Origin of the sequence: Anaerotruncus sp. 80, from assembly GCF_009936115.1 — a bacterium.
In the GTDB taxonomy this organism is placed as follows: Bacteria; Bacillota; Clostridia; order Peptostreptococcales; family Anaerovoracaceae; genus Senimuribacter; species Senimuribacter intestinalis.
Genome location: NZ_QWES01000001.1, coordinates 349274 through 372659, shown reverse-complemented (window position 1 = coordinate 372659; position 23386 = coordinate 349274). Strand labels below are relative to the sequence as shown.

Genomic DNA, 23386 nt, shown 5'->3' with positions numbered 1-23386 from the left:
CTTTCGTACAAATAAGTTTAATGTTATATATGATTATAAAATGATGTCAAAATCTGAGGGTACAAAAATGCTCTGAGGAAATAGCACACCCATAAAGAATTTTTAAGAAAACACAAATTCAAATGATTTCTTTAGACCAATTAGTGCCGGAAGACCATCTTCTTCGAAAAATTGACAAATACGTAGATTTTAACTTTATCTATGACTTGGTGGAAGAAAAATATTCTACACAAACCGGAAGACCCAGCATTGACCCTGTTATGCTAATTAAAATTCCTATCATTCAATATATGTATGGAATTAAAAGTATGCGTCAGACCATCAAAGAAATTGAAGTAAATGTAGCATATCGTTGGTTTCTTGGGCTGGATTTCTACGATAAAGTACCTCATTTTAGTACATTCGGAAAAAACTACAAAAGACGTTTTGAAGGCACTGATTTGTTTGAACAAATCTTCCAGGAAATTCTTTTACAATGTTTAAAATGCAATGTCATCAACACGGATACAATATTTGTAGACGCAACACATATTAAGGCAGCGGCAAATCGAAAAAAAGCGAAGAAGATTTCCATAGCAAAGAAACAAGCTCGCTTTTATGATGAACAGTTGAAAGCAGAAATCAATGCAGACAGGCTCTCACACGGAAAAAAGGAACTGAAAGAAAAAGACGACGATTCCGATTGTGATGGCGGAGATTCCGGTGGACTTTGTGATTCAAATACAGAAGTAGGCCGAGAGCAAAAGCAAAGCACGACAGACCCTGAAAGTGGCTGGTTTCATAAAGGAGAGCACAAAGAAGTCTTTGCATACACAACAGAAACAGCCTGTGATAAAAATGGGTGGATATTAGATTATACAATTCATCCCGGCAATGAGCATGACAGTAAAACCTTTCCTGCGTTATATGAAAAACTGAGAAAGTATGATGCAAAAGTACTTGTAATGGATGCAGGCTACAAGACTCCGGCAATCGCAAAATGGTTAATTGATGATGGTGTAAAACCATTGTTCCCGTACAAAAGGCCAATGACAAAGGCAGGATTTTTAAGAAGTATGAGTATGTATATGAATTGCTATTTGTGCTTGGCAAATCAGATACTGAAGTATACAACAACAAACAGGCAAGGATACAGAGAATACAAAAGCGATGGGAAAAAATGTGCAGACTGTCCATATTTATCCCAATGTACGCAAAGCAAAAATCATGTAAAAGTAGTGACTCGACATATATGGGAAGAGTATATGGAGATTTGCGAAGATATTAGACATAGCCGAAGTATGAAAGATATCTATGGACAAAGGAAAGAAACCATAGAGAGAATCTTTGGAACTACCAAAGAGCACCATGCAATGAGATATACTAATTTAGTAGGGAAAGAGAAAATGTCCATGAAAGTTGGACTAACCTTTGCGTGTCTGAACATGAAAAAATTGGTTAAACTTCTTGAATACAGGAAGCATATGGGGCAGAAAGTCCCTCATCGCACTCCGTTTTTGGTTAAATTGCGTAAAGTGATTTGGGGAAAACATATCTTTTTAGAAGGGATACTATGAGCATAGAAAAAGCTCAAACCTTGCACTGTGGTCTGAGCTTTTATCTACAGTCTGAGAAATAGTGATAATGTGTTGGTTTGGAAACAAAGTAACTTTTAGGTGATGAGGAGGAAAAAGATGAAGAAGCGTTTAAACTTTATGCTGATATTTGGACTTGCTGGTATTTTGATTTTTTCTACTACAGTCATGGGATATGCGGCGGATGCGGTACAGTTTGATCAAAATTCACAGATGAAAGATGAAGCGTATTGGAATGAGATTAAGGAATTGAAAGTTAAAGCTGAAAGTTATGTAGACTCTGTGGTTTCACCAGCCAGAGTGGGAGGACATAAAAGTTTAACCATACCTACTAAAAAGCAGATAAATTACTATTATTGCGGACCTGCTTCGCTTCGTATGGTACTGTTGTATCATGGTATTGACCAAACGCAATCGTATATTGCTGGAAAAATAGGAACAACGGAGGCTGGATCAGATGTTGCCCCGATGAGAACTTACTTAAATAGCCAAGTTGGAAGTGGGACATATACTTATGTCAATGTTTCGGAGCTGGCTTTTTCGGATGGGTTAGTATATAGCATTGACAAAAGAAAACCGCTGATTTGTATGATTCAAACAAGTAAACTCGAATATTATAAAGGACATAAGTCAGTTCACTTTGTTGTTGCAAAAGGATATGACTGGGACATGAATGGCTCGGCTAGCTACTCGACAGTGACTCTTAATGACCCAAACAATAACAACGATTATTATGGAGAGAGGACTTGCACATGGACAGAGATGAGCCAGGCGCTTAATGCAAGTAACGGATGGTATATAATGGCAAAATAATTCTTAACAGCATTTCACAATGCTGGGGGAGGAAATATGAAGACCTATCAAAAGGCGGTGACTTTATTACTTCTAATTGTGCTAGTTTTATCCAGCTATGGTTGTAAGGAAACGCTAAATAAGCCTGAAAAGGATATGCTGACCTTGAAGTATAAATTGACAGAGGATGAAGAACTGGAACCCTTTTATGTTTCAGACACAAAAGTATATGCTGCGGTAAATAAACTTGAACCTTCTAGTATGTCAGCACCAAGCTTTGGCGCTACGACGGAGAGATTTATTGTTTATGATCTTCTGGCCGAAAAGGAAGAGACATGTTATGATCTGGGTGAGGATGATGTCTACATCTATCATGCGATGCCATTTGAAAATGGTATTATTTATGCAGTGTATACACCGCTGGGGCCGGAGGCGTCGTTGGATGAAAGGATTCAATGGCACATCAAATATATCTCGGATGAGGGGAGCAAGGTTCTTGACTCCGGTCGCTGCAGCAGTATGTTTGATATGCTGCCCGGATTTACTATGTTAGATGGAGAAGTGTACTATCTGTATGAAGATTTTGATGAAAAAACCGGATATGGTTTCGGAATCAACAAAGCTGATTTGGACAATCCGAAAACCGTGGTGAGGGAAACAGATTACAGCCTCTCGGAAACCGAATTTTACTCCAATGGGACTGATTGGGCGATACATGTTGACGGAAAGCTTTTAATCGGTAATGTGAAGGGAATTTACAGGGAGTACGATTTGCCGGAAAAAATGTCGGACTTTGGAATCTGTAAAGATTACCTGTTCTGCTGCACCACATCAGATGGGAATAAGTGGACAGCAAGGAGCATCTCGTTGGAAACAGGTGAAGAGTATACAGCAGAAATCGGAATGCCTCTTTATCGGATTTGCAGCATGAGCGGGGATGAACTTTCTTGCATAAGCACGGGTTTTAGTATGTATGTTTTTCGTCCAGGCGAGGAATTTGAAATACTACCTGTAGAAGATACACTGGAGATTATTGAAAATAGGGAGTATGTCCGGTATTATCCATATGGTGAAACAAAAACGCTGGCACAGCTTAATGAAACAAAGTTCTGCAGGATAACCTGGTAGCCGCAAGGGTGTGCGGTCAGAAGTGCAAAACCACAGGGAACCAGTTTGGCGAGCCACCGTGCACTAGCCTGCAGATAGCACGTCCTAAACTCGTCAGACTGACGCAAAACAAAAATTGTGGAAAGTGCACAAAAAAATACAAAAAAGTTGTGAAAAAACACTTGATTTATCTAAGAACCTGTGTTAGAGTATTAACATCGAGTTTATGAAAGGAAACAAAAGTTATGAGAAACTTCATCTTTGCAGCTGCATATTACTTTTATTACTTTTTCTTTACTAACAAGGAAGAGTCGGTTGTGCTGCACAGAAAAGTTTTGAGTAATTGCTATAATTAAATCCTAAAATAATGACAAATTACTTGAGAAACTCCGCAGTCTACCGGCTGGCGGAGTTTTTCGCATTTTAAAAAGATTAACCCAACTAGAATAAAAACATAACGGAGGTAAGAAAGAAATGATTACAGTACTGAAGCCGGGCACCGGTGATGAACAGAGAGAGCAGCTGATACAATGGTTTGAAGAGCAGGGTGTGCAGGTGCATTCCTATATCGGAGAAAATCAGATGGCAGTGCTTGGGCTCATCGGTGATACACATGATATTGATGTGGAAATGCTGGAGCTTCTGGACATCGTAGAAAAGGTTGCGCGGATTTCAGATCCGTTTAAAAGTGCAAATAGACAATTTCACCCGGAGGATTCAGTCATCGACGTCATGGGTGCTAAATGCGGCGGCGGACATTTTGCAGTCATTGCAGGTCCTTGCTCTGTAGAAAATCCGGAGCAGATCAAGGAAGTTGCAGAGGGTGTAAAGGCAGCGGGCGCCACCATGCTGCGCGGCGGAGCTTTTAAGCCTAGAACTTCTCCATACGATTTCCAAGGCATGAAAGCAGAAGGTATCGAACTTCTGCTGGAAGCGAAGAAAGCAACAGGTCTTCCAATTGTAACAGAAATTATGAACGCCAACCATCTTCCGCTCTTCGAAGAGGTAGATGTCATTCAGGTCGGCGCTAGAAATATGCAGAACTTTGAACTGTTAAAGGAACTGGGAAAAACCAGAAAGACCATTTTGCTCAAGAGGGGGCTTGCAAATACGATTAAAGAACTGCTCATGAGTGCAGAGTACATCATGGCAGGCGGAAATGAAAATATCATTCTCTGCGAAAGAGGTGTGAGGACCTTTGAAACCTACACCAGAAATACTCTTGATTTATCGGCAGTACCGGTGCTGCACAATTTGACCCACCTTCCGGTAGTCATCGACCCAAGTCATGCAACCGGTCATGCAAATCTGGTAAAGCCGATGGCACTTGCAGCGACAGCTTGCGGTGCTGACGGACTGATGATAGAGGTTCACAACAATCCGGCGAAAGCTCTTTGCGATGGACCGCAGTCCTTGACACCGGCACAGTTTGCAGATGTGATGGAAACCGTAAATAAAATCAGAGGGGTTATTTAAATGAAAATTGGAATTGTGGGACTGGGTCTTATTGGAGGCTCTCTTGCAAAGGCATATAAGAAAGCCGGTGCAACAGTTTTCGGCTTTGATAAAGATAGACTGATTACTGCCTTTGCAAAGCTGGCAGAAGCCATCGATGATGAACTCAGTGAAGATAGATTTGAAGAATGCGATTTGATATTGGTGGCAATTCCACCGGTACCGGCAGCAGCGTGGCTTTCTGAAAATGCACCGAAGCTGCCAAAGACAGCCCTGGTCATTGACTGTTGCGGAACAAAACGAAATATCTGCGAGGAAGGCTTTAAACTGGCGAAAGAATACGGCTTTACCTATGCAGGAGGTCACCCTATGGCAGGAAATCAGTTCGGCGGCTTTAAAAACAGCAGAGCGGATCTTTATGAAGGTGCTATCTTTGCGCTGGTTCCGCCTGACCACAACGACATTCACTTTATGGAGCGAGCAAAGAAACTGATTTTGCCGGCAGGATTTACAAAGCTTGTTATCACTTCGGCAGAAGAACATGACAAGATGATTGCCTTTACATCGCAGATGGCACACGTGGTGTCCAATGCGTTTATCAAAAGTGATACAGCACTGGAAATGGGTGTGGCAGTGTCTGCGGGAAGCTATAGAGACTTTACAAGAGTTGCTTATCTTGACGCAGAGATGTGGACAGAACTGTTTTTAGAAAACAGAGACAACTTGAAATATGAATTAGATGTTCTCATCGCAGAACTTTCCAAATACAGCAAGGCCCTTTCTGATTGTGATGAGCAGGAAATGCTCAGACTTTTGAAAGAGGGCAGAGAGAGAAAGATAGAGGTAGAGAAAAAATGCAGTTAGAGGAGCTTGGCTATCAGGCCAAAGCCGTAGTAAAAGGAAACAGCATTGTCGTTGTTACAGACGAAAACGTAGAAAAGCTTTATTTAAATCGATGCATGCAAAGTCTCAAATGCGAAGGCTTTGATGTATATAGCTTTGTGGTTCCTCCGGGAGAGGAATCCAAAAGCGGGATGCAGTATCTGAAACTTATGAATGCACTTGCAGAAATACCGCTGACCAGGACCGATGCCCTGGTAGCACTGGGAGGCGGCGTTGTGGGCGATCTTGCGGGATTCGCAGCGGCTACATATCTGAGAGGCATTCCAGTCATTCAGGTACCTACAACCCTCCTTGCGGCAGTTGACTCTTCCATTGGCGGCAAGACGGCAATCAATATACCTGCTGGTAAAAATCTTGTCGGTGCATTTCACAGACCAGCCCTAATCTTGCGGGATGCGAGCATTTTGGAGAGCCTGCCGAAAACAATCTACCAAGACGGTATGGCAGAGGTCATTAAGTACGGAGTTTTAGCGGATTCTGATTTGTTCAACCTGCTCTGTGACAAAGCGGCGGCTTCTTCGCAGATGAACGAAATCATCGACCGCTGCGCGGAAATCAAAACCCGCATTGTGGAAGAAGACGAGTTCGATACAGGGGTCAGACAGCTGCTGAACTTCGGCCATACCATTGGTCACGCCATTGAAAAGGCGGCGGATTTTACCGTCAGTCACGGAAAAGCCGTTGCAAAAGGCATGACCATGATTGCAGAGATTTCAAAAAAGCAGGGCTGGTGCAGCGAAGAAACTGCAGACCGCATTGTAGAAATTTTAAATCTCTATGAGTTTGACCTTTCTATTGCGCAATCGAAAGATGTGCTTTATGATATAATGAAGACAGACAAAAAAAGGAAAGGCGGCTATATTGACTTAGTTGTGCCGGAAGAAATCGGCTGTTGCCGTCTTCAGAGAGTAACCATAGAAGAACTGGGAGAAATTTTATGAGGGAGATTACGGCTATTGCCTCAAAGTCTGACGCGCACAGAGCTATGATCTGTGCAGCGTTGTCGCAGCTGACATCGGGCAGAACCTGTCAGATCCACGTAGACAGTGGATCTAAAGATATCGAGGCAACAGCTGCTTGCTTATCTGCATTCCTTGCAGGAGAAGAAACCATGCACTGCGGCGAAAGCGGTTCCACCCTCAGATTTCTGCTGCCTGTGATGGGTGCCCTGGGACATAGGGCTTCTTTTTACGGGGAAGGACGTCTTCCGGAAAGACCGCTGTCTCCTCTTTATGAAGAGTTGACAGCTCACGGTTGCGTTTTAAGTCCAAAGGGAAGCAGACCACTTGTCATTAGCGGAAAACTTAAGGCAGGAACCTATACCATGCCGGGCAATGTATCCAGCCAATATATCAGCGGACTTTTGTTCGCACTGCCGCTTCTTACGGGAGACAGTAAAATTCTGCTCGAAGGAAAGTTGGAATCACGCGGATATGTGGATATGACTCTGCAGGTAATTAGAAAATTTGGCATACAAATAGAAGAAAGCGATACAGGATTTACAGTTCCCGGCGGTCAAACGTATCAAGCACCGCAAAGTTATGTGGTGGAAGGCGATTGGTCTAACAGCTGCTTTTTCCTAGTGGCAGGCGCGCTGGCAGAAGGCGGTATTTGCGTCAAAGGGCTTTCCCAGCAGTCACTGCAGGGCGATAAGAAGATTCTCGATTTGCTGAAAAATTTTGGCGCAGAGGTTTGGCAGGGAGAAAACGAAGTCATTGTAAAGCCAGGAAAACTTAGGGGCATTACCATAGACGCTTCTCAGATTCCCGATATGGTGCCGATACTGGCGGTGTTGGCATGTGCGGCGGAAGGCAGAACCGTCATTGAAAATGCAGGCAGACTGCGAATCAAAGAAAGCGATCGCCTTGCCACTGTGTCGCAAGTTTTAAATGGTCTCGGTGCAAAGGTTAAGGAACTTCCGGAAGGTCTTATCATAGAGGGGCTTGCGGGAGAGCAGATGAGTGGCGGAACTGCAGATGGTGCGAATGACCACAGAATCGTCATGATGGCAGCTATTTCCTCGCTTCTTTGCAAAGAGCCGGTTATCATTACCGGTGCGGAGGCGGTAAGCAAGTCCTATCCGGATTTTTTCTGGGATTTAAAGAAACTAGAGCTTGATGGAAACGTCAGGATTTAGAAATAGATCAGTTATTGTTTGTAGGGAGAAAGGAAAAGACATGTCTTCTTCTTATGGAAATCATGTAAAAATTACTATTTTCGGACAGTCCCATTCTGCGGCCATCGGCGTAACCATTGAGGGACTTCCGGCAGGTTTTTCCATCGACATGGAAAAGCTTCAAGTCTTTATGAACCGGCGTGCCCCTGGACGGAGCAAATACAGTACGCCCCGAAAAGAGGCCGATATGCCGGCATTTTTAAGCGGTCTTGTAGGAAATACTACCTGCGGCGCACCGCTGACAGCGATGATAGAAAATACCAATACCAGGTCAGGGGATTACGACAATATCAGAGATATTCCAAGACCAGGTCATGCAGATTATACAGCACACGTAAAATACGGCGGTTTTGAAGATGTCAGCGGAGGCGGGCATTTTTCAGGACGTCTGACTGCGCCTCTTTGCATTGCAGGCGGCATTATGAAGCAGATTCTGGAAAAAGAAGGAATCGAGATTTCCGCTAAAATTAAAGAAATCGGCGGAAACGCCGTGCAGCCTACCAAGGCAATCGAAGAGGCTATGGAGCGAGGCGACTCTGTAGGCGGCATTATCGAATGCACCATCACCGGCGTTCCTGCAGGCGTTGGAGAGCCGATGTTTGACGGACTGGAAAACAAAATTGCCCAGGCGGTCTTCGGAATCCCTGCTGTCAAGGGAATTGAGTTTGGCAGGGGATTTGAGGCGGCAAAAATCTGCGGCAGTGAAAATAACGATGCGTTTTATTTTGAAGGTGATACGGTGAAGACGAAGACCAATAATCACGGCGGTATTCTGGGTGGAATCAGCTCTGGCATGCCAATCGTTTTTCGTGTTGCAGTCAAGCCGACTCCTTCCATATCTACAGAGCAGCACAGTATCAGCTACGAAAAGGGCGAGAATGCGATGCTAAAAGTAGAGGGAAGACACGACCCTTGTATCGTGCCAAGAGCAGTGCCGTGTGTAGAAGCAGCGGCAGCTGTTGCAATTTATGAATTATATCAATATCGATACCGATACTATGAGAAATAAAGGAGATTGAAAAAAATGAGTATGGACGACTATAGAAGCAAAATTGATGCGATTGACGAAGAAATCGTAAAAAAACTGGAAGAGCGAATGAGAGTGGCGGAAGAAATCGCACGTTACAAGAAAAATAATGAACTTCCGGTGCTGGATGCTATGAGAGAAAGAGAAAAAATTGACAAACTTACAGATTTAGCCTCAGAAGATATGGCATCTTACACCAGAGTGTTATATAATACAATTATGGAGATGAGCAAAGATCACCAGAGAAAGATTACCCAGAAGGAATCGCCGCTGGCAAAATCTATCGCTGATGCACTGGAAAACACACCTAAGGTATTTCCGGCAAAGGCCAGCGTAGCTTGCCAGGGAGTGACCGGCGCTTATTCTCAGGAGGCCTGCGAGAGACTGTTTAAAATGCCGAAGATTATGTATGTGAAGAATTTCAACGGTGTATTTGCAGCTATCGATAAGGGGCTGTGCCAGTACGGCATTCTGCCTGTCGAAAACAGTACGGCAGGTTCAGTGAACCAGATTTACGATTTGATGATGAAGTACAACTTCTACATTGTCAGAAGTATCAAGCTGAAGATCGACCATAGTCTTTTAGCCAAGAGAGGAACAAAGAAAGAGGACATCAAGGAGATTTTTTCTCATGAACAGGCAATTATGCAGTGTGATGACTATCTGAAACATTTCCCTCACGCAAAGATTACCATTTGCGAAAATACTGCAGAAGCGGCTAAGATGGTAGCCGAATCCGACAGAACGGACGTTGCTGCGCTGGCGGCCTATGAGTGTGGACAGCTTTACAGCTTGGAGTGTCTGGAAGAAGGAGTACAGGATAATGGAAACAACTATACCAGATTTATCTGCATCAGCAAGAATTTAGAGATTTATCCCGGCGCTGACAAGACGAGTCTGAAACTGGTGGTTTCCCATAAACCGGGTTCTTTGTACAATGTACTGGCTAGATTTAATGCACTTGGTATTCAGATTTTTAAACTGGAGAGTCGTCCGATTCCAGAAAGAGATTTCGACTACATGTTCTATTTTGACATCGTATCCGAGGTTTACTCTGAGGAATTTGTCAGACTGATGAACCAGCTTGAAGATCTGACACAGGAGTTCAAGTACTTAGGAAGTTATATGGAGATTTAACATGAAAAAATTTGGACTGATTGGCGGAAAGCTGGGGCACAGCTATTCGCCGCTGATTCACAGTAAGTTTGGGGACTATACCTTTGAACTTTGCGAGACGAAACCAGAGGATTTGGAAAACATGCTGCATGATGAAAGCTACGGCGGCTTCAATGTGACTATTCCGTATAAGAAAGTAGCCATGGAGATGTGCGATGAACTTTCCGATACGGCAAAAGCCGTCGGTTGTGTCAACACAGTGATCCGAGATGAAGAAGGAAGACTGCATGGCTATAATACAGACTATTTTGGGTTCAAGTATATGCTTGAAAAGAACAAAATCGAAGTGAAAGGCATGAAGTGTCTGGTTCTTGGAAGCGGCGGGGCGTCTCTGACCGCAAGAGCAGTCCTAAAGGATTTGAACGCTGCTGAAATTCTCATAATTTCACGCAGTGGTGAACATAATTATGAGAATATCAGTCAGCATTTTGATGCGGAAATTATTGTCAACACAACGCCTGTAGGAATGTATCCGAACAACGGGAAATCACCGGTCAACTTAGATGATTTTAAAAACTGCTGCGGTGTTGTGGATGTGATATATAACCCTAACAGAACCAAGCTGGTGCTGGACGCCATAGAGAAATCTATTCCGGCAACCGGCGGGCTGGAAATGCTGGTAGCGCAGGGAAAGCAGGCCAGCGAGCTGTTCCAGCATAAAGAAATTGAAGACGAAGAAATCGACAGCGCGATTGATGAAGTTCGCAGCGAGACGATGAATATGATTCTAATCGGCATGCCGGGCGCAGGAAAGACCCTGATTGGCGGCGAAATCGCGAATAGAATGGGGCGTAAATTCGTGGATATCGATGATATGATTGTCGAACACGAAGGCATGTCTATTCCGGAAATTTTTGACCAGAAAGGCGAAGCATATTTCCGAAAGGTGGAAACTGAAATGCTGGAAAAGGCCTGTGTGCAGACCGGTCTTGTCATTGCGACCGGCGGCGGTGTTGTCAAGAAAAAAGTCAACTACAACATTTTGAAACAAAACGGAATCGTGATTTGGATTAAGCGCGACCTTGATAAGCTGGAAACAGATGGAAGGCCTCTTTCTAAATCCATGCCGCTTGCGCAGATGTATGAGGAGCGAAAGGACGCTTATTCCTACTGGAGCGATTTTTACATCAATAATAATGAGGAGAGAGAATGATGAAGATTCTGGTAATCAATGGACCCAACATCAATATGCTGGGAATCAGAGAGCCGGAAATTTACGGAAAAGCGACTTACTCCGATTTGGTGGAATATGTTGAAAAGGCGGCTTCCCGGCTCAACGTGGAAGTCGCTTTTTTTCAGTCCAATCATGAGGGCTCCATGGTGGATGCCATTCAGGAGGCTTACGGTAAATTTGACGGCATTGTAATCAACCCGGCGGCGTACACCCACACCAGTGTGGCACTGTTGGACGCCCTGAAGTCTGTAGGAATACCTTCTGTGGAGGTACACATTTCCGATGTGCGTCAGCGTGAGGACTTTAGACAGGTGTCCTTTGTCAGGGATGCCTGTGTTGCGACGATTATGGGCAAGGGCTTTGACGGCTATGTGGAGGCTATGGAGGTACTGCGTGGAAAACAAAAAGAAAGTTAAGGCAAAGCTAGTGTCGACGCTGCCTTATATCGTTGGTATGATTTGCGGCGGCCTTTTGGGATATTTTGGCATGGAGATCTTTAGTGGTCATGGACTGGAGATTCCGCTTTTGATACTCAGCTTTGCAGTGATTGTGTATGTGCTTATCATCACTCACGAAGCGGGGCATCTGGTCTGCGGGCTGCTTTCTGGCTATAAGTTCGTATCTTTTCGGATCGGCAGTCTTATCTTTGTCAAGCAAGAGGACAAAATCCTTCGCAAAAAGTTCAGTATTCCGGGAACCGGCGGTCAGTGTCTTTTGGATCCTCCTGACAAGGACGAGGATGGAGGATATCCGGCTGTTTTATACAATTTAGGCGGCGGTCTTTCCAATCTGCTGTTCAGTGCGTTAGGATTTATAGGTATGTCGCTGTGCCCACAGGAAACGACTGGGCGTATGATATGTTTGATACTGGGATTGATGGGGCTTTACTTTGCAGTAACCAATCTGGTTCCTCTGAAGATGGGCGGCGTTGCCAACGACGGCTATAATATCAAGACATTTCGCAGGGATAAAGAAAGTGCAGATGCGTTTTGGCGACAGATGAGGATTAATAAGCTGCAGCAGACGGACGGCAAGCGGCTTGCTGAAATGCCGGAAGAATATTTTGTAGTGCCGGAAGGGGATTTTTCGGGTAATCCTCTGGTAGAGGCCATTGCTTTCGCAGAAATGCAAAGGCGCATGGATGAGGGAAGATTTGATGAGGCACAGGCGGCAGGATACAAGTTATTCAGCTCGCCAAAACTGCTGCCCTTCTATAAGAATTTTGCTCAAATGGAACTTCTATTTTTGGAACTCATCGGACAATGTAGGAAAGAAGAAGTGGACAGACTGTATACGAAACAGCTGAAAAAGTTTATGAAGTCAATAAAGGGGTATCCAAATACCCAAAGGACGCTTTATGCCTATGCAGTTCGGTTCAGCAAAGATGAAGAGGCGGCAAAGAAGGCGAAAGCGAATTTTGAGAAAGTCCTGAAGACTTACCCGACGCCGGGTGAAATCAGGACAGAACAGAAACTGATGTAGGTTGTGTAGATGAAAGTATATTGTTATCCAAAATGTTCCACCTGCAAGAAAGCTCTCGCGTGGCTTGATGAAAATGGTGCAGAGTATGAACTCTTTGATATTAAGACGCAGAATCCAGATTCGCAGCAGATTCGCAGCTGGTATGAGATGAGCGGTCTTCCGCTGAAAAAGTTTTTCAATACCAGTGGGATAATCTACAGGGAGATGGAACTTTCGAAAAAATTGCCGAATATGAGTGAAGAGGAGCAGATTATCCTGCTTGCCAGCGATGGTATGCTGGTAAAGCGTCCCCTTGTCATCGGAGCTGATTTTGTCCTGACGGGATTTAAAGAAGCTGAGTGGACGGAGAAAGTGTTATAGAATTTTACGGAGGGTAAATATGGAAAGAGAGCAGAGGCTTAGAGAAATCAGAGAGGCCATCGACGCGGGAAGATTGACTTTGCAATATCTAAATCGGGCAAGGCAGGAACTAGACAGTGCGTCGGGGTTTGGGATTGCAGACATGCTGGGATTTGATTTGATTGGCGGAATCGGCAAACACATGAAGATGGGGAGTGCAAAGCGGGAATTGGAATCAGCAAAACGCCAGGTAATGGTCTTTCAGAGAGAACTGAAAGACGTCAGTGGAATATTGGATTTCCAGATCGATATTGGAGGATTTCTAACTTTTGCCGATTTTTTCTTCGACGGAATTTTGGCAGATGTGTTTGTCCAGTCTAAGATCAGCCAGGCGAAAGAGCAGGTGGATCAGGCGATTTGGCAAGTGAACAGAATTATAGAGGATTTGCTGCGCATGGAGCAACAGGCTCTGTAAAAGGACATCAGGGGGACACATGATGGTATATTTAAAAAACTTCAAACTGCCGGAAATGATAGCGGAAGAACTTTTTCTTAATGATATAAGGCAGACTTGTTATGACAGTTTTTACCCCTTTGGTATTTTCCCGCAGAAGGGGTTTTCTGCTGTAGATTTTGAACCGATTACCATATTTTATGGCAGCAATGGTTCGGGTAAGACGACCTTGCTCAATGTTATCGCTGAAGCCATAGGCGCACAGCGCAGCGCACCTTATAACAATAGCAGTTTTTTTGCGGATTTTTCCAGAATGTGTCAAGTAGAGTGGGAATCTTACTATCAGGATAGCACCATTATCACCAGTGATGATGTTTTTGACTATCTCTTTGATCTGCGAGCCCTTAACCATGGTGTGGACACAAAACGAGAAGATCTGATGGAGGCATACAGACAGCTGCGGTGTGAGAAATTTCAGCTGAAAAGTCTTGACGACTATGAGAAACTGAAACAGGTTAATTCCGCTCGGAGAAATACGAAGTCGGAGTTTATCAGGCAGAATATGCCGGGAAATGCCCGTGGACGTTCCAATGGAGAAAGTGCATTTATGTACTTTACAGAAAAGATAGAGGCAAACCAAATTTATCTTTTGGACGAGCCAGAAAACAGTTTGTCGGCAGCATATCAGCAGGAACTGACCGGATTTATCGAAGATTCTGCAAGATTCTTTAATTGTCAGTTTATTATAGCGAGCCATTCGCCCTTTATTTTGGCGACAAAACAGAGCAAAATCTATGATCTTGATGCTCTGCCAGTTACTGAGCGCAGATGGACTGAACTTGAGAATGTACGCAGATATTTCGAGTTTTTTAAGTCCCATGAAGAGGAGCTATTAGCAGAAACTTGACAACGACTTCCTGCGGGTGTAGAATAAAAATGATTTTTGATGAAAAAGAATGAAGCGAAGGAAGAGTTTGATATAGCGCTCCATCGCTTCTTACCATTCAAAAGTCTATTAACTTAAGAAAGAAGTAAGAACTTACCAAAACGAAAAAGGGAGGTAAACCAAATGAAACATTACAACAAGAAGCTTTTAGCTCGCATGTTGTGTCTGTTTTTCGTTTTCTCAGCATTCGGTGGTGGCTTGCTTTCTTCCGGAAAATGGCTGGGGGGGGGGTCAGTCCTATGCGACTGAGGCACCTTTAACTGAAGCCGAGCACGAAGTGCAGCCGGAAGGCAGTGAAATACCGGATGAAAATGTTGATGCAGAGGGCGGCATTGTAGATGGCGCCGATGTTGACGTTGACAAAGAAACGGAAGATGTAGATGCGGCAGAAGTGGGTGAAGAGGAAGAAAATCAGACTGAGAGCGGTAAACGCATGGTTGCATTTTCTGATGACGGCATTGATCCACAGTCAAATGACACTGGTGCATTTAATGTAACCGGCGGTACATATGGCGTGGATTATGAGTATAAAGAAACTGTATATAATACGCAGGGATATGGAAGTGCAGAAAGCACTGCTGGTCAGTATGTGCCTACAGTAGGTAGTGTAGTGCCGCGAACATTTCAGGCACTTGTTATTAAAAAAGGCACACCATTGACGATATCCACTAGTGGTACGTCAAATGCAGGGATTTTTATTGAGGCAGGTGTGCATGCGGATTTAACCTTTGCAGGTGTAGATATTAATGCATACTATCCGGTAAATATCGTGACAAATAAAGAGGATTTGAGTAATCCGACTTCTTTGCATTTGACCCTTGCCGATGGCAGTACGAATAGGCTCACTTGTAATAATAGCAATGGAAATATTCAGTCTCCGGGTATTCGCTGCGGAGAAGGTTCTAAATTGACCATTGACGATAGTCGTAGAAATGTAGATCAGAATGGACAATTTGTAGCGCCGAAAGATGGCAAAGTATCCAGAGATGCAGTTCTTGCTGATGGCACTGTGGTTAAGGCAGGCGATCGATTGACAATGCTGGATAGTGCCAATCCAGGTACTTTAGAAGTCAACGGCGGCCTTCGCGCATCAGCAATTGGAGGCGGTCCGATTGAAAACAGTGGAGATATGACCTTTAACGGCGGCGAGATTAAAGCATATGCCAACGGTCCGACAGAAAGCCGATATGGAGCGGGATGCGGCATCGGCGGCGGGCATGCCGGTGGTAGTACAGTGACTACGTTTAACGGCGGAGACATTGATGCAAAGGGTTCTTTTCATGGCGCGGGCGTTGGTGGCGGCTGCACCTATATAGGTGGGATGTCCAATGGAGCAGAAACCACCTATGCGTTTACAGATGCGATTTTATGTGAAACACCGAAGAGTACCATTGCTGGTGATATCAATATCAACGGTGGATTCCTCAAATCGGAGGGATTTGAGCATAGTAATGCGTTTGGTCAGGGATGCTCTGGAACCAATACTGGCAAGACCATTACGATTACTGGGGGCACATTGTTGCCGAAATCGCAGGCAGGCTGGTATGATATCGGTGGAGCAGGCGGTGACGTGGTTGTTACCGGCGGTTCGATTCGATTATCTGCACCGGGAAAATTCCAATGTAATGGTGGTACGGCTTATGGAGACTTAACGAAGAAAACAAGGGTCTTTGTAACAACTGTGAACTTATCTGGCGAAAAGATTAAGCACGAAATGGCAGATGGTACGACAAAGGAAGAGCTTATCGAAAATCATGCGATTACAGATTGGGAGTTATCGATTGGTGGTCAAAAATACGAATATGGTGCACCGTCTTTCTTTGATAACGGCAAACTATATCTATGGCTCCCATACGAATTTCAGGGAAAACCGGTTGCAGGGCAGGAAGTAAAAGTAAGCTTGAAGCCTGTAACAGTAGATGAAAATGGTAATGAAATCGTAATGGAGATAGAACCGCTTTTCATTAGTTCCGTTAAACCTACGGAGGATCCTAATGCAGCAGCACCTTTGAAACGATATGTAGACTTTGAATTGCCAGATGAATATAGTCAGGAGAAGATGACCAAAGATTACGATGGCTTACCGTTTAATGCCATTGACGTATCAACGATTGAAAACGAAATCACAGATGCTTCTGGTAATGTCATCGATACGAAGATCGGACTTTATACCGGAGAAATAGACAATAAATATTTAGATAATCCTTCAAAGGTGTCGTATAAGGCGCAGCGTTATGATAAACAGAATGGGAAACCGATTGAGCAAGAACAGCTGCTTGGAAATAAGCTGCCGGAAGACGCAGGTATTTTGAAATTTACGATGACCTCGACCCAATATTCTGACGGTACGCTTGCAGGCTATGAGAACTTTGCACAAAGTTACTGGGGGCATCGTGCAACGGGCTGGGCAATTATCAATAAGATTCCATCAGAAATTGCAGACGCGACTTATGATATCGAATATGGAGAAGACCCGGCTACCCATGAAACCATTGTAACGAAGATGACCTTTAAAGCCAAGGCAAAACAGGGGGCAGCAAAGAGAAAACCTACCTGCAAAGCGCCAGATGGATATATTCAGTTTTATGTCAACGGTGTAAAAGTTGGAGAGCCGATTAAAGCGAATGCAAAAACAGCAACGGAAGAAATCAACGGAGAAGAGTATGCATATGGCGTGATTGATAAAGTGATTTCTTTTAATACAGGTGCTTATCCAGCTATTCCGAAACTGGAATCCGGCAAGTTTGTAGTAGAAGCAAAATATACAGAAGGTTATAACTACGAAGAATCTTATTCTCTTGTCAAACCGGAAGAAAAGCCGGGTACACCAGGTGGCTCTGATACAGATGAGCCGACCAACTTCCCATTTGTAAATCCGCCAACTCCAGTGATTCCAAGTGCTGGCAGTGACCCGGATCATCCGGATGAAGAGCCGAAGGGAACTATCCTGGAGCCAGGTGAGATCGAGAGAATCGAAGACGATGGTGATATTTTTAGATTGCATGGAAAAGTCAATGACAAAGTAAACCGGAAGACGGAAAAAGATAAGACCGTTTCGAAGACTGAGTTGGTAAAATTTTTCAACGATAGGTATGTATTTATCGGCATTGACGGGCGTTTGCTGAAAGATGAAAAAGGAAATCCTTTAAAAGTTGCAGACGTTACAATTAGGGATGCAGATGGCAATGAAATTCAAGAGATTGATTTGTCTAAGCCTGGGAAATATGTAGTTACTACAACTGTTACCGATGCACAGGGAAACAAGACGACGATTAATCTGGCGTACAATGTAATAAAGCCGATTATTCAGGATCCTGATCTTAATAAGGATACCAATGACGATGGAATTCCAGACATCAATATTGATACGGATGACGATGGACTCCCTGATATTAACATTGATACCGATGGCGATGATAAGCCGGATATCAATATTGATACCGATGATGATGGTAAACCGGACGTCGACATTGATACCGATGGAGACGGCAAACCAGATATCAATAAAGACACCGATGGAGATGGCAAACCGGATGTAGATATTGACACCAACGGAGACGGCAAACCGGATATCAATAAAGATACTGACGGAGACGGCAAACCGGATTTAGACATCGACACCAACGGAGATGGCAAACCGGATGTGAACGTTGATACCGATGGCGATGGAAAGCCAGATATTAACAAAGATACCGATGGAGACGGTAAACCGGATTTGGATATTGACACCAACGGAGATGGTAAACCGGATGTAAATGTAGATACCAATGGCGATGGAAAGCCAGACATTAACATCGATAAGGATGGGGACGGAAAGCCAGACATCAACATCGATAAAGATGGAGACGGAAAGCCAGACATCAACATTGATAAAGATGGGGACGGCAAACCGGACATTAACATCGATAAGGATGGAGACGGAAAGCCAGACATCAACATCGATAAAGATGGAGACGGAAAGCCAGACATCAACATCGATAAGGATGGAGATGGCAAACCGGATATCAACATTGACACCAATGGAGATGGCAAACCGGATATCAACATCGATATTGATGGAGACGGTATTCCAGATATCAACATTGACACCGATGGAGATGGCATCCCAGATTTGAACGTGGATACGGATGGAGATGGTAAACCGGATGTCAATATCGACACTGATGGAGATGGCAAGCCAGATAAAAATATCAAATCTCCAGAAGATATTAAGAACATTATCAAGGAACAGAATCCTGAAACAGACGAGCTACCTTGGTGGATTCCAAGAACTGGAGATACAGCTAATATGCTGCTCTGGGTTGCAGGACTTGCTGCTGCAGTGCTGGCACTTTGCGGCATGGTATTTGGAATCAGAAGAAAAAACGGTGTAAAATAAATCATTTATAACCTAAAGCTGCTGCACAGAAGTTGTGCGGCAGCTTTTTAAATGAAGAAAAACTACTTGACCTGTCGTAGTAGTTGTGCTATGATTGGAACATAAAAGTACTACGACAGACGTAATACTGGAAAGGAGGTCTGCCAGGTGATTAGCAGTGATGTGATTCGGGGCTATAATGATACCATGATTTTGTATCTTTTACGAGAGGCACCCTCTTATGGCTATGAGATTTCCAAACGGATTAAGGAACTGACCGAGGAGAAATATATTATCAAAGAAACTACCCTTTATTCGGCATTTACCAGGCTTGAGAGGAACGGCTATGTAGAAGTTTTTGCAGGAAACAGCGCTAGCGGCGGAAAGCCCCGCACCTACTACCGCATTACAGAAGAAGGCAGAGCTTATTACAACGAAAAATGTCGGGAATGGCAGGTTACTAAAGAGGTTGTGGAGAAATTTATAATAGAGGAGGATGTGTAGTGGAAATTATTTTGAATTATTTAGAGAGCATGTTTGCTGAACTTGCGGATACAGGTGAAGTCAGAAGGGTAAAGCAAGAAATGGCTTTTATGATGGAGGAAAAATATACAGCATTGAAAGCTGAAGGTAAAAGTGAAAATGAAGCGATAGGCACAGTTATTGCAGAATTCGGCAGTGTAGATGAGCTGATTTGTGAGCTGGGCATTGATAAAAGCAAGAAGTCGCAGGAAAGTTGTTATTCGCATACTGAGGGAATGTTTTCAGGGCGCAGAGTAACGAAAGAGGAGTGCAGAACTTATATTGCTTCCATGGAACGCTTGTCTCAGGGAATCGGGGCAGGAGTTATGTTGATTTTAGTATCTCTGATTTTTCCTGTCATGGGAGAAGAAATCTTCGGAGAGGAAAGAGGCAGCGCGCTGGGTGTGGTACTGATGTTTGTTCTGATTGCGGCTGCCGTAGTGCTGTTTATTATAAATGGTGTAGCTATGAGTAGGTTTGATTATCTGAAGAAAGAGAACCTTTCCTTGGATGAAAGTGCGATTCGTATGCTGGAGGATATGCAGCAGAAAGACAGACCGCAGTTTGCATCGAAAATTGCTGTCGGCGTACTCCTCTGTATTCTTTCTGTGATTCCGGTAATTCTCAACGAGTCGGTGCTTCACTTAGCAGAGAATATTCCGCCGTGCATTTTGTTTGTTATGGTTGGCAGCGGTGTTTACCTGCTTATTACTACAGGCGTTCCTTATGGCTGCTATAATGTGCTGATGCAGAGAGAAGACTATTCGCCGCAAATGAAAAAAGGGATGCGAAAAGGGGAGGACTTTGCAAACAGAATCGGCGGAATTTACTGGCCGTGTATTGTACTGATTTATCTAGTCTATAGTCTTCTCACCCACGATTGGGGCAGAAGCTGGATTATATGGCCGGCGGCGGGACTGTTTTTTGTAGTCATTATAGCTACTTACAGTGCTTTTTGTTCTGGCAAGGATAAGGACTTCTAAAAAGGCGACCATAGGGAGCACAGATGGAACAGGCTGCAAAAAAGAGAAGCAGCAGAATCAGTACGGTGCCAGAAAGGAGCCTGATGGAAACCTTTCCTAAAAACTCCAGAGTCATGAGAGCGTGGGAGGAACTAAAGGCGATTACCACAGAAGCTGCAAAGATGCCGATATCTGCAGGAAGAAAATTTCTGCCACAGATGGCGGTATAGCTGTAAAAACATAATACGATGAATACGATCCCTGCAAGAAGCCCTATGGTTTTAGCAGGGATAAAATTTTGCGTAAACTGACCGTAATGAACGTACTCATTGAGGCTCCAAAGCAGAAACGGAGTCAGCAAAAGCTTTAAATGTTCGAAGACGCTTTCGTTTGTTGGAGCAAGAAAGGAAATCAGCAGACTGCGACCGGACCACTCATAGGTAAAGTGGAGAAGTACACCCAGTCCGAAGGTAAAAAATATCCCGTAAATTTCAATCAAAATCAGTCACCTCTTTTTTATTATATATTTGATTTTATGCTGGGATTGGTATAAAATAGAAGGCAAATATGTTTATTAAAGGAGTGAAATTATGTCGGAGTATAAATTCAATACAAGCTGTATTCACAGCGGATATAAGGCAGAGAGTGGGAAACCGCAAGTATTGCCGATTGTCCAGAATACCACTTACAGATACTATGATGCAGAAGATGTGGCTAAGCTTTTTGATTTAGAAAGTGCAGACTTTATGTATACCAGACTGGGAAGTCCAACCGTTAATGCGCTGGAAGAAAAGATGGCAGCGCTGGAGGGTGGAACCGCGGGTATTGCAACTAGTGCAGGACAGGCTGCAAACCTGATTACCATGCTGAATATTTGTGAAGCAGGCGATCATATTATCGCATGCGGAAATATTTATGGAGGCACATTTAACCTGTTTAACGTTACTTTGAGAAAGATGGGGATTGAAACTACTTTCATCGATTACAACCTTTCCAAGGAAGAAATCGTAGCACAGGCAAAGCCTAATACTAAGGCAATTTTTGGCGAATCTTTAGGAAATCCTGCATTGACCGTTCTAGATATTGAAAAGTTTGCTGAGGCTGCTGGCGAGGTTGGCGTGCCTCTCGTGGTGGATAATACTCTGGCATCTCCATACCTGTGTCAGCCATTGAAGCATGGTGCAAATTTTGTAACCCACTCTACAACCAAGTGGGCAGACGGACATGCAACCAGTGTAGGGGGCATGGTAATTGAAGGCGGTAATTTCGACTGGAATAAATATGCAGACAAGTATCCTGGCATGGTAGAACCGGATGAGAGCTATCACGGTTTGAAATACTTTGAGAAGTTTGGAAATCAGGCATTTTGTGTAAAGCTGAGAGCGCAGATGCTTAGAGATTTGGGCTGCACTATGGCACCTATGAATGCGTTTCTTACCTTCCAGGGACTGGATACTCTGCATCTTCGAATGGACAGACACAGCAGCAACGCTTTAGCTCTGGCACAGTTCCTTAAGAATCATCCAATGGTTGATTGGGTGAAATATCCGGGGCTGCCTGGTGATGAGGATTATGAAAGAGCACAGAAATATTTGCCAAAAGGTGCCAGCGGCGTACTTGCTTTTGGCGCGAAGGGCGGCAAGGCCGGCGGCGAAGAAGTGCTGAAAAATCTAAAACTGGCAAGTATCGTGGTACATGTAGGCGATATTAGAACCAGTGTGCTGCATCCTGCGTCCACCACTCACAGACAGCTTAGCGAAGAAGATCAGCTGGCCGGAGGTATCAAACCGGAGCTGATTCGTGTATCCGTAGGCTGCGAAGATATCGAGGATATCATTTCTGATTTTGATCAGGCGTTGAATGCACTGAAATAATGTTGACAGCTGACGGGCTTTAGTACCGAATATTGATTTTTGAAAAAAAGGTATCAAAAGTGTGATCAAAATTCAAGTGAATCTTAAAAATAGCGGCAAATTGTCGCTATTTTTTTGTGAAGAAGGGTAGCAATTTGTCTGGATATAGGATATAATGGATAAAATGTAATAATTTGTAACATAGCTTGAGCAAATTGTGAAATTTTGTTTTGATTTTGGCTAAAGAATTAGTACCTTATTTCAAAAAATCTTAAATAGGTACGAAAGGACAATATGGAAGACATTAGAGGAATCATTGAAAATGAAAAACGTCTGCAGGAAATGCAGAAACAGACTTTTGAGCATCGACTACGTAAGCTGCCGAAGGGAAAGCTGGTAATGAAAAATGGCTACTACTATAAGAGAGACTATAATGCTAATGGGAGAGAGGAATTTTATATCCCAGGCAGCAAGCAGCTTTTAATTGACCAGTTAAAGGAGCGAGGCTACCTTGAGAAAAGCATTAGACAGATTGAGACGAATCTTTTAGCAATGGAGCGCTTACTTGAAAAATATCAGAATTATGATCCGCTTTCAGTTTTGCCTAAGTTAGGTAAAGCATATCAGATGCTACCGGAGGAATGTTATGCTCTGTGCGGAATATCATCTCCGGAAAACTTTGAGAATGAAAATCAGGAAAGAAACTTCTATTTGCAGGAACATTTGAAAATGACAACAATCAAGGGTCATAAGGTCAGGTCGAAGTCCGAATTGGATATAGCTAATCAGCTGTTTTTGAATCAGATTACTTATCGCTATGAGCCACAGATTCTGATTGGTGGGAAAGTTTTTTATCCAGATTTTGAGATTTTGAAAGTACCAGAACAGAAAATATTTTATTGGGAGCATTTTGGTATGATGGGTCAGCCGGAATACCGTGAACATGCAGAGTACAAACTTGAAGAGTATCGTAAGGCGGGAATCGTGCCATGGAAAAATCTTATAACTACGTATGATGATGAGAACGGCGGATTGGACTCGAAAACTATATCAAAAATTATAGACGTTTTTTTGAAATCATAGTAAA

The 23386-nt window shown here is 43.6% G+C and carries 21 protein-coding genes; 20 read left to right on the top strand and 1 reads right to left on the bottom strand.

From position 1 onward, the window contains the following. Nucleotides 1-122 precede the first annotated feature (122 nt). The 18 genes from D1155_RS01735 (at nt 123) to D1155_RS01650 (ending at nt 20467) form a co-directional block, all read left to right on the top strand. Nucleotides 123-1556, top strand: a complete 1434-nt coding sequence (locus D1155_RS01735; protein ID WP_243150979.1) for an IS1182 family transposase — start codon at nt 123-125, stop codon at nt 1554-1556. A gap of 117 nt (nt 1557-1673) precedes the next feature. Then, nucleotides 1674-2387: a C39 family peptidase gene (locus D1155_RS01730; RefSeq protein WP_160200682.1), complete on the top strand. Its 714-nt coding sequence runs from the start codon at nt 1674-1676 to the stop codon at nt 2385-2387. 36 nt (nt 2388-2423) lie between these two features. Beyond that, nucleotides 2424-3494 carry a hypothetical protein gene (locus D1155_RS01725; RefSeq protein WP_160200681.1) on the top strand — a complete coding sequence of 357 codons (1071 nt, stop codon included), beginning with the start codon at nt 2424-2426 and terminating at the stop codon, nt 3492-3494. Nucleotides 3495-3947: 453 nt separating this feature from the next. Then, complete coding sequence (aroF, locus tag D1155_RS01720) at nt 3948-4949, top strand: 3-deoxy-7-phosphoheptulonate synthase (protein WP_160200680.1); 1002 nt, start codon at nt 3948-3950, stop codon at nt 4947-4949. After that, nucleotides 4950-5792, top strand: coding sequence for a prephenate dehydrogenase (locus D1155_RS01715; protein ID WP_160200679.1), 843 nt, complete (start codon nt 4950-4952; stop codon nt 5790-5792). Next, the gene (gene aroB / locus D1155_RS01710) at nt 5783-6772 is read left to right on the top strand and encodes a 3-dehydroquinate synthase (protein ID WP_160200678.1); all 990 of its coding nucleotides are present in this window, start codon (nt 5783-5785) and stop codon (nt 6770-6772) included. Before D1155_RS01715 ends, aroB begins: the two co-directional genes overlap by 10 nt. Then, the gene (aroA, locus tag D1155_RS01705) at nt 6769-7968 is read left to right on the top strand and encodes a 3-phosphoshikimate 1-carboxyvinyltransferase (protein ID WP_160200677.1); all 1200 of its coding nucleotides are present in this window, start codon (nt 6769-6771) and stop codon (nt 7966-7968) included. Before aroB ends, aroA begins: the two co-directional genes overlap by 4 nt. 40 nt (nt 7969-8008) lie before the next feature. Further along, on the top strand, nt 8009-9016 hold the full coding sequence (locus D1155_RS01700; RefSeq protein ID WP_160200676.1) for a chorismate synthase: 1008 nt from the start codon (nt 8009-8011) through the stop codon (nt 9014-9016). A gap of 15 nt (nt 9017-9031) precedes the next feature. Next, nucleotides 9032-10171 carry a bifunctional chorismate mutase/prephenate dehydratase gene (locus D1155_RS01695; RefSeq protein ID WP_243150978.1) on the top strand — a complete coding sequence of 380 codons (1140 nt, stop codon included), beginning with the start codon at nt 9032-9034 and terminating at the stop codon, nt 10169-10171. A gap of 1 nt (nt 10172) precedes the next feature. Continuing rightward, nucleotides 10173-11363: a shikimate kinase gene (locus D1155_RS01690; protein WP_160200675.1), complete on the top strand. Its 1191-nt coding sequence runs from the start codon at nt 10173-10175 to the stop codon at nt 11361-11363. Continuing rightward, nucleotides 11363-11800, top strand: coding sequence for a type II 3-dehydroquinate dehydratase (aroQ, locus tag D1155_RS01685; RefSeq protein WP_201759507.1), 438 nt, complete (start codon nt 11363-11365; stop codon nt 11798-11800). Before D1155_RS01690 ends, aroQ begins: the two co-directional genes overlap by 1 nt. Beyond that, the gene (locus tag D1155_RS01680) at nt 11778-12866 is read left to right on the top strand and encodes a M50 family metallopeptidase (RefSeq protein ID WP_160200673.1); all 1089 of its coding nucleotides are present in this window, start codon (nt 11778-11780) and stop codon (nt 12864-12866) included. Before aroQ ends, D1155_RS01680 begins: the two co-directional genes overlap by 23 nt. Before the next feature lie 9 nt (nt 12867-12875). Further along, nucleotides 12876-13226: an arsenate reductase family protein gene (locus D1155_RS01675; RefSeq protein ID WP_160200672.1), complete on the top strand. Its 351-nt coding sequence runs from the start codon at nt 12876-12878 to the stop codon at nt 13224-13226. 19 nt (nt 13227-13245) lie between these two features. Beyond that, complete coding sequence (locus D1155_RS01670; protein WP_160200671.1) at nt 13246-13680, top strand: hypothetical protein; 435 nt, start codon at nt 13246-13248, stop codon at nt 13678-13680. Nucleotides 13681-13699: 19 nt separating this feature from the next. Further along, the gene (locus D1155_RS01665; protein ID WP_338548040.1) at nt 13700-14566 is read left to right on the top strand and encodes an AAA family ATPase; all 867 of its coding nucleotides are present in this window, start codon (nt 13700-13702) and stop codon (nt 14564-14566) included. A gap of 229 nt (nt 14567-14795) precedes the next feature. After that, nucleotides 14796-18983 (top strand): hypothetical protein, encoded by a 4188-nt coding sequence (locus D1155_RS01660; RefSeq protein WP_207709507.1) that lies wholly within the window; start codon nt 14796-14798, stop codon nt 18981-18983. Between the two features lie 147 nt (nt 18984-19130). Then, nucleotides 19131-19466, top strand: coding sequence for a PadR family transcriptional regulator (locus D1155_RS01655; RefSeq protein ID WP_330588321.1), 336 nt, complete (start codon nt 19131-19133; stop codon nt 19464-19466). After that, the gene (locus tag D1155_RS01650) at nt 19466-20467 is read left to right on the top strand and encodes a permease prefix domain 1-containing protein (protein WP_160200669.1); all 1002 of its coding nucleotides are present in this window, start codon (nt 19466-19468) and stop codon (nt 20465-20467) included. Before D1155_RS01655 ends, D1155_RS01650 begins: the two co-directional genes overlap by 1 nt. Here D1155_RS01650 and D1155_RS01645 read toward each other — a convergent pair. Beyond that, nucleotides 20424-20945, bottom strand: a complete 522-nt coding sequence (locus D1155_RS01645; RefSeq protein WP_160200668.1) for a DUF6512 family protein — start codon at nt 20943-20945, stop codon at nt 20424-20426. The two genes, D1155_RS01650 and D1155_RS01645, sit on opposite strands and share 44 nt — an antisense overlap. A 91-nt stretch (nt 20946-21036) precedes the next feature. Between D1155_RS01645 and D1155_RS01640 the strand changes: the two genes are divergently transcribed. Together D1155_RS01640 and D1155_RS01635 are read left to right on the top strand one after the other, a co-directional pair. Then, nucleotides 21037-22320, top strand: coding sequence for an O-acetylhomoserine aminocarboxypropyltransferase/cysteine synthase family protein (locus D1155_RS01640; protein WP_160200667.1), 1284 nt, complete (start codon nt 21037-21039; stop codon nt 22318-22320). Between the two features lie 273 nt (nt 22321-22593). Beyond that, complete coding sequence (locus D1155_RS01635) at nt 22594-23382, top strand: hypothetical protein (protein ID WP_160200666.1); 789 nt, start codon at nt 22594-22596, stop codon at nt 23380-23382. Nucleotides 23383-23386 lie beyond the last annotated feature (4 nt).